The 15,924-nt window shown below is 59.9% G+C and carries 15 protein-coding genes; 9 read left to right on the top strand and 6 right to left on the bottom strand.

Annotated elements, in window-relative coordinates:
- Positions 1–24 precede the first annotated feature (24 nt).
- Entirely contained in the window at positions 25–273 is a 249-nt protein-coding gene (gene grxC, locus ACSBQV_RS22665; protein ID WP_004931142.1) for a glutaredoxin 3, read from the bottom strand.
- A gap of 28 nt (positions 274–301) precedes the next feature.
- Complete coding sequence (locus tag ACSBQV_RS22660; RefSeq protein WP_033645201.1) at positions 302–736, bottom strand: rhodanese-like domain-containing protein; 435 nt, start codon at positions 734–736, stop codon at positions 302–304.
- A 297-nt stretch (positions 737–1,033) separates the two neighbouring features.
- On the opposite strand from ACSBQV_RS22660, the gene gpmM reads away from it, so the two are divergent.
- From gpmM to ACSBQV_RS22645, 3 genes are read left to right on the top strand one after another with little or no spacing between them, the layout of a single operon-like run.
- A complete protein-coding gene (gene gpmM / locus ACSBQV_RS22655; RefSeq protein WP_033645200.1) occupies positions 1,034–2,578 on the top strand; it encodes a 2,3-bisphosphoglycerate-independent phosphoglycerate mutase in 1,545 nt (514 codons plus the stop codon).
- A 9-nt stretch (positions 2,579–2,587) separates the two neighbouring features.
- Positions 2,588–3,922 carry a murein hydrolase activator EnvC gene (gene envC / locus ACSBQV_RS22650; protein ID WP_028128084.1) on the top strand — a complete coding sequence of 445 codons (1,335 nt, stop codon included), beginning with the start codon at positions 2,588–2,590 and terminating at the stop codon, positions 3,920–3,922.
- A gap of 2 nt (positions 3,923–3,924) precedes the next feature.
- Complete coding sequence (locus tag ACSBQV_RS22645) at positions 3,925–4,878, top strand: divergent polysaccharide deacetylase family protein (RefSeq protein WP_047025852.1); 954 nt, start codon at positions 3,925–3,927, stop codon at positions 4,876–4,878.
- 41 nt (positions 4,879–4,919) lie between these two features.
- Here the strand turns inward: ACSBQV_RS22645 and tdh are convergent, their stop codons facing one another.
- Positions 4,920–5,945 carry an L-threonine 3-dehydrogenase gene (tdh, locus tag ACSBQV_RS22640; RefSeq protein WP_033645198.1) on the bottom strand — a complete coding sequence of 342 codons (1,026 nt, stop codon included), beginning with the start codon at positions 5,943–5,945 and terminating at the stop codon, positions 4,920–4,922.
- Positions 5,946–5,954: 9 nt separating this feature from the next.
- Positions 5,955–7,151 carry a glycine C-acetyltransferase gene (gene kbl, locus ACSBQV_RS22635; RefSeq protein WP_033645197.1) on the bottom strand — a complete coding sequence of 399 codons (1,197 nt, stop codon included), beginning with the start codon at positions 7,149–7,151 and terminating at the stop codon, positions 5,955–5,957.
- A gap of 240 nt (positions 7,152–7,391) precedes the next feature.
- Between kbl and rfaD the strand changes: the two genes are divergently transcribed.
- Genes rfaD through ACSBQV_RS22605 form a run of 6 tightly spaced genes read left to right on the top strand, consistent with a single transcriptional unit; the run spans position 7,392 to position 13,768 of the window.
- A complete protein-coding gene (gene rfaD / locus ACSBQV_RS22630) occupies positions 7,392–8,321 on the top strand; it encodes an ADP-glyceromanno-heptose 6-epimerase (RefSeq protein ID WP_033645196.1) in 930 nt (309 codons plus the stop codon).
- A gap of 22 nt (positions 8,322–8,343) precedes the next feature.
- Positions 8,344–9,390, top strand: coding sequence for an ADP-heptose--LPS heptosyltransferase RfaF (gene rfaF, locus ACSBQV_RS22625; protein WP_099784775.1), 1,047 nt, complete (start codon positions 8,344–8,346; stop codon positions 9,388–9,390).
- A gap of 2 nt (positions 9,391–9,392) precedes the next feature.
- Positions 9,393–10,358, top strand: coding sequence for a lipopolysaccharide heptosyltransferase RfaC (gene rfaC, locus ACSBQV_RS22620; RefSeq protein ID WP_033652247.1), 966 nt, complete (start codon positions 9,393–9,395; stop codon positions 10,356–10,358).
- Positions 10,355–11,521: a glycosyltransferase gene (locus tag ACSBQV_RS22615; protein WP_099784777.1), complete on the top strand. Its 1,167-nt coding sequence runs from the start codon at positions 10,355–10,357 to the stop codon at positions 11,519–11,521. Before rfaC ends, ACSBQV_RS22615 begins: the two co-directional genes overlap by 4 nt.
- Positions 11,522–11,549: 28 nt before the next feature.
- The gene (locus ACSBQV_RS22610; RefSeq protein ID WP_099784779.1) at positions 11,550–12,791 is read left to right on the top strand and encodes an O-antigen ligase family protein; all 1,242 of its coding nucleotides are present in this window, start codon (positions 11,550–11,552) and stop codon (positions 12,789–12,791) included.
- Positions 12,788–13,768: a glycosyltransferase gene (locus ACSBQV_RS22605; RefSeq protein ID WP_099784781.1), complete on the top strand. Its 981-nt coding sequence runs from the start codon at positions 12,788–12,790 to the stop codon at positions 13,766–13,768. The genes ACSBQV_RS22610 and ACSBQV_RS22605 overlap by 4 nt, the downstream gene beginning before the upstream one ends.
- A gap of 36 nt (positions 13,769–13,804) precedes the next feature.
- Here ACSBQV_RS22605 and ACSBQV_RS22600 read toward each other — a convergent pair whose 3' ends face one another.
- Entirely contained in the window at positions 13,805–14,899 is a 1,095-nt protein-coding gene (locus ACSBQV_RS22600; protein ID WP_099784783.1) for a glycosyltransferase family 9 protein, read from the bottom strand.
- Positions 14,900–14,907: 8 nt separating this feature from the next.
- A complete protein-coding gene (locus tag ACSBQV_RS22595) occupies positions 14,908–15,864 on the bottom strand; it encodes a polysaccharide deacetylase family protein (protein ID WP_033645189.1) in 957 nt (318 codons plus the stop codon).
- Positions 15,865–15,924 lie beyond the last annotated feature (60 nt).

Genomic DNA, 15,924 nt, shown 5'->3' with positions numbered 1-15,924 from the left:
ACACTCGGTGAACCGGCAAGCTGCTTAAAGCAGCGGATCCAGGCCGCCGCGAGCATCGAGTTCATATAAATCATCACAGCCGCCGATATGCCGGCCGTCGATGAAAATCTGCGGCACGGTGGTGCGCCCGCTGCGCTCGATCATCACTTCGCGCTTGGCGTTATCGCCGTCGATGGCGATCTCGTTAAACGCCGCGCCCTTGCTGTTCAACAGCGCCTTGGCGCGATGGCAGAACGGGCAAGTCGCTTTGGTGTAGATATCAATGTTAGCCATGGATTGCCATCTCAAATAGGTTTAACGGTTACTTGCCGCGCACCAGCGGCAGGTTTTCTCCGCTCCAGCCGGCGATACCGTCTTTCAGCATCGTCACCTTTTCAAAACCGGCCTTGCTCAGGTTCTCCGCCGGCTCGCGGGAGGCGGTGCCGTTGGCGCACACGACGATGATCGGCTGCGCTTTGTGTTTTTCCAGCTCGCCCAGGCTGCCGCTTTTGATTTCGCTGGCGGTCAGGTTGATGGCGCTGGCCAGGTGACCACGTCGAAAATCGTCGCGGCTGCGGGTGTCGACCACCACGGCATCTTCTTTGTTGATCAGGCGGATAGCTTCACCGCGAGCGATCTCTTTGACCTTGGAGAAACGGCTTTTGAAGGTCATGACGATCACGGCGACCAGCAGAGCGATCCAAGCCAAGCTCAGAATAGGGTGTCTGCTTACGAATGGCATAATTTCTTGCAGCATGGGGTGTAACAACTCCCGTCAGTTAAGGGATAAATAAGTCAAGGTTCCAGAGTATACCTGCCGAGTGCGGCAAATACAGCCAATAAGCAAGCGCGATTGTAGAAACTGCGGGCTGCGCTGAGAAATTCCCGAGGTCAGAGCATAAAAGCCCGCGCGATTCGCCGCAACCTTGATCTCTTTGGGCTATTTATCGCCGGCGGCGGTGTAAAATCAGCCGGTTTTTCGAGGGCGAACAGCCATGCTTCCGGCGGGCGCATGGCTATTCGCAGCTTAAAAAGTTCATAAGAGGTCAATGCAATGTCGAGCAACAAAAAACCGATGGTACTGGTGATCCTGGACGGTTACGGCCACCGTGAAGAGCGGCAGGACAACGCGATCCTGAACGCCGGCACCCCGGTGATGGATCGCCTGTGGCGGGAGCAGCCGCATACGCTGATCGCCGCTTCAGGACTGGATGTCGGCCTGCCCGACGGCCAAATGGGCAACTCCGAAGTCGGCCACGTCAACCTGGGCGCCGGGCGCATCGTATACCAGGATCTGACCCGGCTGGACAAAGCGATCGCCGACGGCGACTTCTTCGCCAATCCGGTCCTGACCGCCGCCGTCGATAAGGCCGTGGCGGCCGGCAAAGCGGTGCATATCATGGGTCTGCTGTCGCCGGGCGGCGTGCACAGCCACGACGAGCACATCCTGGCCATGATTAAACTGGCCGCCCGGCGCGGCGCCAAAGCCGTCTATCTGCATGCCTTCCTCGACGGACGCGACACGCCGCCGCGCAGCGCCGAAGCCCCGCTGCAGCGCTGCCGCGAGGCCTTCGCCACGCTGGGCGTCGGGCGCATCGCTTCACTCATTGGGCGCTACTACGCCATGGATCGCGACAACCGTTGGGATCGCGTGCAGCTGGCCTATGACCTGTTGACCGCGGCTAAAGGCGACTACGTGGCCGACGATGCGGTAGCCGGTTTGCAGGCCGCCTACCAGCGCGGTGAAAACGACGAGTTCGTCAAACCGACCGTCATTCGCGCCGCCGGCGAGGCCGATGCCGCGATGCAGGACGGCGATGCGTTGATCTTCATGAACTTCCGCGCTGACCGCGCGCGCCAGATCACCCGCGCCTTCGTGAACGCGGATTTCGACGGTTTCCCACGCGCCAAACAGGTGCAGTTCGGCGATTTCGTGATGCTGACCGAGTACGCCGCCGACATCGACACCGCCTGCGCCTATCCGCCGGCGTCGCTGGCCAACACCTTCGGCGAATGGCTGATGAAGCACGATAAAACCCAGCTGCGCATCTCGGAAACCGAAAAATACGCCCACGTCACCTTCTTCTATAACGGCGGCGTGGAAGCGCCGTTCAAAGGGGAAGACCGCGTGCTGGTCAATTCGCCGAAGGTCGCCACCTACGATTTGCAGCCTGAGATGAGCGCCGCCGAGCTGACCGACAAACTGTTGACCGCCATCCGCAGCGGCAAATACGACGCAATTATCTGCAACTACCCGAACGGCGACATGGTGGGGCATACCGGCGTGTATGAAGCGGCGGTCAAAGCGGTGGAAACGCTGGACGCCTGCATCGCCCAGGTGGTTGACGCGGTGCGCGACGTCGACGGTCAGTTGCTGATCACCGCCGATCACGGCAACGCCGAGCAGATGCGCGATCCGGCCACCGGCCAGGCGCATACCGCCCACACCAGCCTGCCGGTGCCGCTGATTTACGTCGGCAAACCGGCGCAGGCGGTCGAAGGCGGCAAGCTTTCGGACATCGCGCCAACCCTGTTAACGCTGATGGGAATGGAAATCCCGCAAGAGATGACTGGTAAGCCGCTGTTCATCGTGGAATAATCCTTCTCCATGAGGGAGAAGGCGTTTTTTGCACTATCAAGGGTAACCCGAAGCGCAAACGCAGGCAGCCGGCCGCTGCCTGAACGCACCGCGCCAAGGACGTTCACCGCCATGTGCGCCAGCGTATTTTGCGCTGGCGTCTTGCTGTTGCCGCTCGCCGGCCAGGCGGCGGAAGACAATAAATCCCAGCTGAAAGACATTCAGCAGAGCATCGCCGAGAAAGAAAAAGCGGTGAAGCAGCAGCAACAGCAGCGCAGCTCGCTGCAGGATCAGCTGCGGCAGCAGGAAAAAACCATCGCTCAGGCCAGCCGCCAGTTGCGCGACACCCAGGGCACGCTCACCCAGTTGGGCAAGGACATTTCCGGCCTGAACGCCTCGATCGCCAAGCTGCAAAAGCAGCAATCGACCCAGCAAAACCTCCTCGCCAAACAGCTTGACGCCGCCTTCCGGCAAGGGCAGCACAGCGCCGTGCAGCTGATCCTCAGCGGTGAAGAAAGCCAGCGCAGCGAACGTATTCTGGCCTATTTCGGTTATCTGAACGAAGCGCGCCAGAAAACCATCGAAGAGCTGAAACAGACCCGCGCCGAGCTGGCGAAGCAAAAAACCACGCTGGTGGCCAAACAGGGCCAGCAAAAATCCTTACTGAGCGAACAACAGACGCAGCAGCAGAAGCTGGAGCAGGCGCGCGGCGCCCGCAAGAAAACGCTGACCGCGCTGGAAGCCTCGCTGGAAAAAGACCAACAACGCCTGGTGGAACTGCGCCAAAACGAAGCCCGCATGCGCGACAAGATCGCCCGGGCGGAGCGCGAAGCCCGTGCGCGCGCCGAACGCGAAGCGCGTGAAGCGGCCAAGGTGCGCGAACAGGTACGCATCAAGGAACAGCAGGCGAAGAAAACCGGCACCACCTACAAGCCTAGCGAAGCCGATCGCTCGCTGATGGCGCGAACCGGCGGCCTCGGCCGTCCGGCCGGCCAGCTGATGTGGCCGGTGCGCGGCCGCACGCTGCACGGCTTTGGCGAGCAGCAGCAGGGCGAGCTACGCTGGAAAGGCATGGTGATCGAAGCCCGCGAAGGCAGCGAAGTGAAAGCCGTCGCCGATGGCCGCGTGCTGCTGGCCGACTGGCTGCAAGGCTATGGCCTGATGGTGGTGGTCGAACACGGTAAAGGCGACATGAGCGTGTACGGCTATAACCAAAGCGCGTTGGTCAACGTCGGGGCGCAGGTGCGCGCCGGCCAGCCGATCGCTCTGGTCGGCACCAGCGGCGGCCAGGGAACGCCGTCGCTCTATTTCGAAATCCGTCGTCAGGGACAGGCGGTTAACCCACTGCCGTGGTTGGGAAGATAGATTTGCGCTATGTCAAAACCCGTACAGCTCTGTTAATGGGCTGTCTGCTGCAGGCTTACGCTGCGCAGGCAGGAAAACTCTCCATCGTCATCGATGACGTGGGCTACCGCCCCCACGAAGAAAACGCGGTGCTGCAAATGCCGACGGCGATCTCGGTCGCAGTCTTGCCCAACGCGCCGCACGCCCGCCTGATGGCCACCCGCGCCCACAGCCAGGGCCGCGAAGTGCTGATCCACATGCCGATGGCGCCGCTCAGCAAGCAGCCGCTGGAGCGCGATACCCTGCAGCCCGCCATGAGCAGCGACGAGATCCAGCGCATCATCCGCAACGCGGTGAACAACGTGCCTTACGCGGTCGGCATGAACAACCACATGGGCAGCGCCATGACCTCCAGCCTGCCGGGCATGCAGAAAGTGATGCAGGCGCTCGAAAGCTACCGTCTGTACTTCCTCGACAGCATGACCATCGGCAACAGCCAGGCGACCCGCGCCGCGGCCGGCACCGGCGTGAAAGTGATCAAACGCAAGGTGTTCCTCGACGATACCGCGAACGAAGCCGACATCCGCCGTCAGTTCAACCGCGCGGTTGAATTGGCGCGGCGCAACGGTTCCGCCATCGCCATCGGCCACCCGCGCCCGGCAACGGTGAAAGTGCTGCAGCAGATGCTGCCGTCGCTGCCCGCCGATATCGTGCTGGTCAAACCGAGCGCGCTGCTGAACGAACCGCAGGGCAACGGTGGCGGCAGCTACGTCCCGCCGCCGGTCAAACCGCAAAAACCGCAGCCGAAGAACCCGTTCAGCGGCGGCATCAAACAGTGCAAGGTCAAACCGCCGAAGGAAAAAACCAACGCCGGCACCGCGCTTGGCGTTATCGCCGACAGCATTGCCACCTCGCCGCCGGTGACCTTCATCAAGCGTCATTGGCAGCACTGGACGCAAACCAAACCGCAAGCATAAAAAAAGGGCCGGAATTCCGGCCCTTTTCACGCCTGCCGAGATCAATCCCAGCTCAGCACCACTTTGCCCGACTTGCCGGAGCGCATGGCGTCGAAGCCCTGCTGGAACTCGTCGATCGAGAAACGGTGGGTGATGATCGGGGTCAAATCCAGACCGGACTGGATCAGTGCCGCCATTTTGTACCAGGTCTCAAACATTTCGCGGCCGTAAATCCCTTTGATAAACAGCCCTTTGAAAATCACCTGGTTCCAGTCGATCGACATATCCGAAGGCGGAATGCCCAGCATAGCGATGCGCCCGCCGTGGTTCATGGCGTTCAGCAGCGTGCGGAACGCCGGCGGCGCGCCGGACATTTCCAGACCGACGTCGAATCCTTCGGTCATGCCCAGCTCGGCCATCACGTCGTTGAGGTTTTCCTTGCTGACGTTCACCGCGCGGGTCACGCCCATCTTGCGCGCCAGTTCCAGACGGTATTCGTTAACGTCGGTGATCACCACATGACGGGCGCCGACGTGTTTGCACACCGCCGCCGCCATGATGCCGATCGGACCGGCGCCGGACACCAGCACGTCTTCCCCGACCAGATCGAACGACAGCGCAGTATGCACCGCGTTGCCGAACGGATCGAAGATCGAAGCCAGTTCGTCGGAGATGTTATCCGGGATCTTGAAGGCGTTGAACGCCGGGATCACCAGATATTCCGCGAAGCTGCCCGGACGGTTCACGCCCACGCCGATGGTGTTGCGGCACAGGTGCGTGCGGCCGCCGCGGCAGTTGCGGCAGTGGCCGCAGGTGATGTGGCCTTCGCCGGACACACGATCGCCGATGCTGAAGCCTTTGACTTCCTGACCGATCGCCACCACTTCGCCCACGTATTCATGGCCGACCACCATCGGAACCGGAATGGTTTTTTGCGACCACTCGTCCCAGTTGTAGATATGCACATCGGTGCCGCAGATCGCGGTTTTGCGGATTTTGATCATGATGTCGTTGTGGCCCAGCTCCGGCTGAGGCACGTCGGTCATCCAAATCCCTTCTTCCGCTTTCAGTTTTGACAGTGCTTTCATGGTTTTACCTTATGCAATAACGCCAAGATCCTTACCGATACGTGTAAACGCCGCCACTGCGCGTTCGATTTGCTCCGGGGTGTGGTCGGCGGACATCTGGGTGCGGATGCGCGCCTGGCCTTTCGGCACCACCGGATAGAAGAAACCGGTCACATAGATGCCTTCCTTGAGCAACGCATTGGCGAATTCCTGCGCCAGCTTCGCCTCCCCCAGCATGACCGGGATGATGGCGTGATCGGCGCCGGCCAGGGTGAAGCCGGCGGCGGTCATTTTTTCGCGGAACAGACGCGCGTTGGCCCACAGGCGATCGCGCAGCGCATCACCCTCTTCCAACAGTTCCAGCACTTTGATCGACGCGGCGACGATCGCCGGCGCCAGCGAGTTGGAGAACAGGTACGGGCGCGAACGCTGGCGCAGCCACTCCACCACTTCTTTCTTGGCGGCGGTGTAGCCGCCGGACGCGCCGCCCAGCGCCTTGCCTAACGTACCGGTAATGATATCGACGCGGCCCATCACTTCGCAGTATTCATGGGTGCCGCGCCCGTTGGCGCCGACAAAGCCCACCGCGTGGGAGTCATCCACCATCACCAGCGCCTGATACTCGTCCGCCAGATCGCAAACCCCTTTCAGGTTGGCGATCACGCCGTCCATCGAGAACACGCCGTCGGTGGCGATCAGAATGTGGCGCGCGCCGTCGGCTTTGGCCTGTTTCAGCTGCGCGGCCAGCTCGGCCATGTCGTTATTGGCGTAGCGATAGCGCTTGGCCTTGCACAGCCGCACGCCGTCGATGATCGACGCATGGTTCAACGCATCGGAGATAATGGCGTCTTCCGGGCCGAGCAGGGTTTCGAACAGCCCGCCGTTGGCGTCGAAGCAAGAGGAGTACAGGATCGCGTCTTCCATGCCCAAAAAGGCCGCCAGTTTCTGTTCGAGCTGCTTGTGGCTGTCCTGGGTGCCGCAGATGAAGCGCACCGACGCCATGCCGAAACCGTGGCTGTCCATCCCCGATTTGGCGGCGGCGATCAGCGCCGGATGGTTGGCCAGGCCCAGGTAGTTATTGGCGCAGAAGTTGATCACATGGCTGCCGTCGGCGACGGCGATGTCCGCCTGTTGCGCGGAGGTAATGATGCGTTCTTCCTTGAACAGCCCTTCACTGCGCGTGGCGGCAAGCTGTTGTTCCAACTGCTGATAAAAAGACGCTGACATTCGGTTATCTCCAGGATTGGGCTAATTGCGGCATATTTTACTGATTTGTAACCAAACTGACGAGAATGCGCGGGAGAGAATATTAAAATTGCAGCAGATATCACGGCAAACGGCGGACTTCAATGGCAATGCGGGATATTCGGAGCCCTTCCGCTGTTTGCCGCGGCATGAAATGCTATGATAACCGCCATTGAGCGTGGGGCATTGTGCCCCACCAGGCAGCTTAGCAGGGGTAACCCAATGATTATCGTTACTGGCGGCGCCGGCATGATCGGCAGCAACATCATTAAGGCACTGAACGACAAGGGATATCGCGATATCCTGGTGGTGGACAACCTGAAAGACGGCACCAAGTTCGTCAACCTAGTCGATCTGGACATCGCCGACTATATCGATAAAGAAGACTTTATCGCCAGCATCGTGGCCGGCGACGATCTGGGCGAGATCGAAGCGGTGTTCCACGAAGGCGCCTGCTCTGCGACCACCGAGTGGGACGGCAAATACATGATGGACAACAACTATCAGTACTCCAAAGACCTGCTGCACTACTGCCTGGATCGCGAGATTCCGTTCCTGTATGCCTCCTCCGCCGCCACTTACGGCGGCCGCGAAGAGTTTATCGAAGAGCGTCAGTATGAAGCGCCGCTCAACGTGTACGGCTATTCCAAATTCCTGTTCGATCAGTACGTGCGTGAGATCTTGCCGGAAGCGGACTCGCAGATCTGCGGCTTCCGCTACTTCAACGTTTACGGCCCGCGCGAAGGCCACAAAGGCAGCATGGCCAGCGTCGCCTTCCACCTGAACACCCAGATCAACCGCGGCGAAAACCCGAAACTGTTCGCCGGCAGCGAAAACTTCAAGCGTGACTTCATCTACGTCGGCGACGTGGCGGCGGTCAACCTGTGGTTCTGGGAAACCGGCAAATCCGGCATCTTCAACTGCGGCACCGGCCGGGCGGAAACCTTCCAGGCGGTGGCTGACGCGGTGGTGGACTTCCATCAGCAAGGCGCTGTGGAATACATCGAGTTCCCGGAGAAGCTGAAGGGCCGCTATCAGGCGTACACCCAGGCCGATCTGACCAAGCTGCGCGCTGCCGGCTACGACGCACCGTTCAAAACGGTCGCCGAAGGCGTGAAAGAGTACATGGCCTGGTTGAACCGCACCGCATAAGCTGAAGGAATTAACGCTGGGTATGAAAATACTGGTTATCGGCCCTTCTTGGGTTGGCGACATGATGATGTCGCAAAGTCTCTATCGCACCCTGAAGGCCGAATACCCGTCGGCGGAGATCGATGTGATGGCGCCGGCCTGGTGCCGCCCGTTGCTGGCGCGCATGCCGGAAGTCAATCAGGCGCTGGCGATGCCGCTGGGCCACGGCGCGCTGGGGCTCGGCGAACGCCGCCGCCTGGGGCGCGCTCTGCGCGCCAACCGTTACGATCGCGCTTACGTTCTGCCCAACTCGTTCAAATCCGCGCTGGTGCCTTTCTTCGCCGATATCCCGCAGCGCACCGGCTGGCGGGGCGAAATGCGCTACGGCCTGCTGAACGACGTGCGCGTGCTCGACAAGGCCGCTTTCCCGCTGATGGTGCAGCGCTATGTGGCGCTGGCCTATGACAAAGGCCGCGTTCAGCGCGCCGGCGATCTGCCGCAGCCGCTGCTGTGGCCGCAGCTGCGGGTGAGCGACGAAGAGATCGCCGAAACCACCTCAGCCTTCAACCTGACCGACAGCCGCCCGATCGTCGGCTTCTGCCCAGGCGCGGAGTTCGGCCCCGCCAAGCGCTGGCCGCACTATCACTACGCGGCGCTGGCTCAACGGCTGATCGAGAGCGGCTATCAAATCGCGCTGTTCGGTTCGGCAAAAGACCATGAGGCCGGCGAACAGATCCGCGCCGCGTTGCAGGACGACGCGCGCGATTTCTGCCTTAATCTGGCCGGAAAAACCCAGCTGGAGCAGGCGGTGATCCTGATCGCGGCCTGCCGGGCGGTGGTCAGCAACGACTCCGGTTTAATGCACGTTGCCGCAGCGTTGAACAAACCGCTGATAGCCTTGTACGGCCCAAGCAGCCCCGACTTCACGCCGCCGCTCTCCGACAAGGCGCGGGTTATCCGCTTGATCAGCGGCTACCACAAGGTGCGTAAGGGCGATGCCGAACAAGGGTATCACCAAAGTTTGATCGATATTCAGCCGCAGCAAGTGTTGGATGCGCTGACGCCGTTGCTTGTCGCCAGCGAGGAATAGTCATGCAGGTGTTAATCGTAAAAACGTCCTCGATGGGAGACGTGCTGCATACGCTGCCCGCCCTGACCGATGCGCTGCAGGCCATTCCCGATATCCGCTTCGACTGGGTAGTGGAAGAAGGTTTCAGCCAAATCCCCACCTGGCACCCGGCGGTGGATCGCGTGATCCCGGTGGCCATTCGCCGCTGGCGCAAAAACTGGTTCGGCAGCGACACCCGACAGCAGCGCTGCGACTTCAAGCGCGCGCTGCAAGAACGCCGTTACGACGTGGTGATCGACGCGCAGGGCCTGATGAAAAGCGCCGCGCTGATCACGCGCGTCGCCAAGGGCAACAAACATGGCCCGGACTGCAAAAGCGCGCGCGAACCGTTCGCCAGCTGGTTCTACAACGTGCGCCATGAGATAGACAAACGGCAGCACGCCGTGGAACGCACGCGCGAGCTGTTCGCCAAAAGCCTCGGCTACGATAAACCGGGCAGCTACGGCGACTATGCCATCGCCGCGCGTTTTCTCAGCCAGCCGCCGGCCGATGCCGGTCAATATCTGGTGTTTTTGCACGCTACGACCCGCGACGACAAGCATTGGCCGGAGCAGAACTGGCGCGAGCTGATCGCGCTGACGGCCGACAGCGGGCTGAAGATCAAACTGCCCTGGGGGGCGGAGCATGAACATCAGCGCGCGCTGCGGTTGGCGGAAGGTTTCCCACATGTCGAGGTGCTGCCGAAGCTCAGCCTGCAGCAGGTGGCTGACGTGCTGGCGGGCGCCAGGGGCGTGGTCTCGGTCGACACCGGGCTCAGCCATTTGACCGCCGCGCTCGACAAACCGAACATCACGCTGTTTGGGCCGACCGATCCCGGCCTGATCGGCGGCTACGGGCAAAATCAGCACTCGCTGATTTCGCCGGAAAAAAGCATGGCGACAATCGACGCCGATACGGCATGGCAGGCGTTGCAAAAGGTTATAGCATGAAAAAACTGCACATTATCAACCTGGGTAAAATGGGCGGCGTCGAGCGCCTGTTCCTGCAGTACATCAACGATACCACCGACGGCAGCAACCAGGTCCTGTGCATCAGCGGCGACATCGGCGAGGAGATCCGCCGCCAGTTGCCGGCGCACCAGCCCGTCACCTTCGCCAACCGCCTGATCAATGCGCTGCCGCTGCGCTGCCCGCAGTTCCTGCGAAAATTTCTGTTGAAGTGGAAAATCGAGCGAGCCAACGCCGACGTGGTGATCGTCTGGGACCTGGTGCCGGGGCTGGCGGCCAAACCCAAGCGCGGCAAGCTGGTTTACTACGATCACGGCTGCTCCTGGCGCTACCCGAAAAATCAAAAGACGCTGCGTTTCTTCGCCATGCTGGACGGCGTGATTTCCGCCTCACACGCCTCGAAACGGGTGATGGAGCTGCGCTTTAATCTGCCTTGCCCAAACCACGTGGTGATCAACCGCATCAAGACGCCGGCGGGGATCGACAACACGCCGAAAACGCTGTCACAGCCGATCAGAATCGGCACCGCCTCGCGTCTGGTCAGCCTGAAAGGCATCAGCGTTTCATTATTGATGATGCAGGAACTGCTGCGACGCGGGCATGACGTCACGCTGGAAGTGGCCGGCAAAGGGCCGGATCGCGCGGCGTTCGAGGCGCTGGCGGCCCGGCTCCAGCTCGGCGATCGCGTCACCTTCAGCGGCTACCAGGATGACGTCGCCGGCTTCTTCAATCGCACGCACATTTACATGAGCACACCGATCACCGAGCCGTTCGGCTTGTCCTGCATGGAATCGCTCTATTTCGGCGTGCCGGTCATCTTCCCGCAGGTTGACGGCCAGCCGGAAGCGGTGAAAGACGGCGTCTGCGGCATTGGCCTGGTTCCGTCGGTCACCATCGAACAACACCGGCAGCTCACCGATATCGAGGTCGACTTCCCGCATGAAGTCTACGATCCGTTAACCGACAGCCTGGTGTCGCCCAAGCTGTTGTCGCATATCGACTGCGCGGATGCCATTGAGACATTGCTGGCGGGCGAAACCTACCAGACGTTGAGCCGAAACGCGCAGCGCTATCCTGCTGAACATTTCAACTATGCTCAGTTCAAAGCTGAGTTTGACGACACGCTGCGATCCTTCATCGTTTAATCAACACGTGAGCCGGAAAACACGCCCGATGCTAAAACAAAAAACGCCGCACCCTGCCTTCAGTTATCTGATTTATCTGGGATGTGCCATCGCTTTTTGCACCATTCCTTTCGGTTCCGCGACCGGACGCAATCTGTTTTACGTTTCCAGCTACATCGCCTTTATCGCCGTTTGCCTGTATCCGCGCTACTACTTCAGCAACGTTAAAAATCTGCTGTTGCCCGCGCTGATGTTCTGCGTCGGCATGGGCACCATCCTGTGGATGCATCATTTCAAACAGCCGGGCGAATATATCAATGTTTATCGTTCCTATATGTCGACCGGCAAACTGCAGCTCGCGACCGCTTTCATCTTGCTGATTGCGCTCAATGAACGGCTGTGCGTGCAGCGCCTGCTGATCGTCGTGGCCCTCGTTACCGGTTTGGCGGTCAACGGCTATTCCCTCTATCAAGGATTGCGGCTGGATATTCCTCGTGTGGAGCTCAACTTCGATCGCGCCACGGTCGTTGCCTACCTGATGACGGCCATCGATCTGGTGATGATGCAAGCCATCCTGATGCTGCGCACCCGCTACCGTCTGGTGCTGTACATTGCGGCGTTCCTGCTTTCCTTCTCCGCGCTGGTGCTGACCGGCACGCGCGCGGCGATGCTGGTTTACCCGGTGGCGGTTTGTCTGTCGCTGCTGGCGACCAAACATCTGGTATCCAGAAAACACAAGTTTGTGCTGGTCTCCTCGGTACCGTTGTTGCTGCTCATCTGCGGATTCGTCTTTAAGACGCAGATTGAACAACGCATTGCCGACTTCAAAACCAACATGCAACTGATCGATAAACCCGAGATAGATAACTCCATCATTTCCCGTCTATCGATGCAGGTGATTGCATGGCGTACAGGAACGGATGCCCCATGGGGTCAATCCGCCGAGCAGCGCGGTGAAGAGATCCGCACCATCGTCGCGCAGCAACCTCGCCTGTCTGGCGTCATGCCTTATATCAACGTGCATCTGCATAACGAGCTGCTGGAAACCTATTCGCTCAAGGGGGTCTGGGGGGCGTTGCTGTTGCTGGCGCTGTATGTCGGCCTGTTCTTCTCTTCATTCCGGCCGCAGCGCAACGCGCTGTTGCTGAGCGTGAGCGCCAGCCTGTTCGTTTACGGTCTTAGCGACGTCATCTTCTTCAGCACGGAAGGCACCGTCATGTTCTGTCTGGCGCTGATCGCCGCCGTGCTCTCCGTGGCGAAACCGCCTTCCGCCCAGGAGCAGACCGCGTGAAAACTCATCAGCCACCGCTGCTCAGCGTTATCGTGCCGTTTTACAATAACGAAGCGTTCGTCATCGCTGCGCTGGATTCGTTATTTACGCAGATTTCTGATGAGATTGAGGTGGTCATCATTGACGATGGCTCTACCGATGCGTCAGGGGCGCTGGTCAGCCGGTATCTGGCGCAGCGGCAGCATCCGCACGTGGCTTTTATTTCACAGGCCAACGGCGGCATTGCGCACGCCCGCAATGTCGGCCTGCAGCATGCAGCCGGGCGCTATCTCACCTTTCTCGACGGCGACGATCTGCTGAGCGACGACTATCTGGCGATCCTGCGGCCCCTGCTGATCGCCGATGAATATGACCTGATCGATTTTAATTATCAGAAGTTCACCGAACAACCGCCGAAACCCGAGAACCGCGCGACGCAGCCCGCAGCCTACGACTTTTCCTCGTTGGGGCTGGGCAGCCTGCAACCGCTGTTCGCACGCTCGATGTGGCATCTCTGGAGCCGGGTATATAAGCGCACGCTGCTGGCAGGGGAAACGTTCGAAGACGGCAGGCGTTATGAAGACGTGATTTTCACGCCTTTTCAGTATTTCAAAACTCGCCGCATCGCCCATCTTGACTGCGAACTCTATTTCTACCGGGATAACAGCCAGGGCATCACCCGCAATATCAAACCCAAAGATATTGAAGATTTGCTGTTCGCCATGGAGAAGATGCTGCGCTTTGTGGCGCAGCATCCTGGGGATGAGCCGCTGCGCCGGCTGGCCGCCCTGATGCTGGCCAACTGCTTTTCCGAGGTGAAAAGCATGTCGAAGGCGGTGTACGGTTATTATCATTACGCGCCGGCAACGCTGCAAATTCTGCGCCGCACCGCCGCTGTCTGCCGCAACAGCGACGTGCCGGGCAAAAAAGTCCGCCAGATGCGCTATGCGCGAGTGGATACCTTTCTTTCGAAGCTGCGCGGGCGCAAACCACGCTAACCGCATCGGCCTGGCGGCCGATGCGTCGCCGCACCCCTAGCGCGCTAAAGGCACGTGCGCGACCAGTTCGTCATAAATCCGCTGCGGCTGAATGACCCCCATCGGGCTTTCCGCCTCCAGCGGCATCGTATAGCCGGTGCGCGACACCTGAATGATGCGGTGCAGTTCAGGATCCTGAATCGGCCCGGTGGAGCGTGAATCGGCGGTCACGAACAGGCTGATGGTTTTCACCTTCAACGCCACCGCCAGATGCAGCGGCCCGGTGTCGCCGGTGACCAGAACATGGAAACTGTCGAGCAACGTCAGCAAGCCTTGCAGCCCCGTTTTACCGATCTGATTATCCACGCAGGCCTGCGTTTGCGGGCCGATCAGGCTCATAAACTGCTGGGCCTTGCCGTCGTCAAGCGGTGCGCCAATCAGCACGATGCGCACATTGGGGTGCTTCGCCACCAGCTCATCGGCCAGGCGCGCATAGTGCGACACCGGCCAGCAACGCGACTCCGTCGATGCCCCCAGTTGAAAACCGATGGTGGGATGGTCGCTGCTTTTGACGCCGCGCTGATAGTCCACGGGAATTTCCATCGTCGGATCGTCGCTACGGCAGCCCAAAATGGAAATCAGCTCCAGTTTGCGGCGCACGAAATGGCCGTAATAATGGAAGATATAGTTGGTTAACCAAGGTTCCAGCCCGCAAATGCCCGAGCTGTAGTTATCCCTGATGATGTACTTTGCCCCCGCCATGACGGCGCTGATGATGTCATAAGGCAGGTGAGAGTGCAGGATCAGCGCCAAATCCGGCTGATGTTCGCGCAGCGATTTCAGCAATGGGCGTATCGTCTTGATCTTGCTGTCCCAATACACCACGCGATCGTAATAGCGGCCGTTTTCCACCAGTTCGCGGTTTTTCTTGTGCACCACCAGCGTGATGTGCGCGTTGGGATAGCGTTCCCTCATCGCCCTCAATGCCGGCGTGTTGAACATGAAGTCGCCTAACGCCGTGGTGGAATAGATGACGATATTGTCAAACTGCTGGGCGCCATCGAACGTCGCCTTGTCCTGAAAACGGCCGTACTTCACCGTATAGCGCCGCAGGAACCAGTCGGCAACCTTAATTTTCCATTTCTTCGACATGTGCGTGCTTAGTTCGCTTTAAGTTGATAATACTCGGCCAGCGTCATGCCCACCGTGCGCTGCTGCAGCCAGTCAAACAGCTGCTCCAGATCGCGGTACAGCACTTCGATATCCTGCTCGGTTTTGAACGTCGGGCTGCCGCCCGGCATAAACTCGGAGGAGTGCAGCATAAACTCGACGTAGTCATGCCCCTGCGCCAACGACGTCTCGGCCACACTGATCATCTTGGCCACGTTGCCGCCACTCGGCCGCAGCCAGTTGACGGACGGCGAACGCCGCTTGCCGCGCAGCCGATCATAGCCCTGCTTGAACGCATTCATCAGCGCCGAATGCTTGTACTGGATGCTCATCGGCACTTCCAGCAGCGACGAAGCGCCCGGCTTGGCGATGTTCTGCGGATCGATGAAATAGGCCTGCGACGGGAACCGGCTGTAATCGGTACCGCCGTTGCCCTGCGGGTTGCCCGGCGAAAACTGCCAGTTGACCCGCGGCGTGACCGAACAATCCACCTGATAGCCGTATTCCAGCAGCAGTGAGGCATAGTATTCGTTGAACGCCCAACGGCCGGCGCGATGGCTGAGCATTTTGGTCTGGAAGGCGTCCTCCAGCAGTTTGGTCATGTGGTCGACCTTGGCGCGTATCTGATCGGCGGGATACTCGATCAAATAAGGCTTGTGGCGCCAGTCGTCATCGGTGAGCGGCGTCAGCGGCGGGCTGTTCCAGGCGTGCAGATGCATGCCGACTTCACCGGCGCCGCGGGCGATCACGTCACGCGCGAACTCGACGTAAGCCGGATCCATCGCCATTTCATAGTTGGTGAGATAAACCGGCTTGAAGGCATATTTCTCGCACAGCGCCTGAAAGCGCGGCAAGAAACGCGTGTTTTCGGTCGCGATGCGATCGTGGTTTTGCCACAGATTATCGCCTTCGGTATCAATGGTGATGAGAAACGCCGGTTTAGTCATGAATATCGAACCTGATATCAACAGAATACGCTATGTTACGCAGGCCGTTTCGCCAGGGCA

Source organism: Serratia sp. B501, assembly GCF_051172315.1.
In the GTDB taxonomy this organism is placed as follows: Bacteria; Pseudomonadota; Gammaproteobacteria; order Enterobacterales; family Enterobacteriaceae; genus Serratia; species Serratia ureilytica.
Note: the sequence above shows the minus strand (reverse complement) of the source record. Positions and strands in the feature narration are given on the sequence as shown.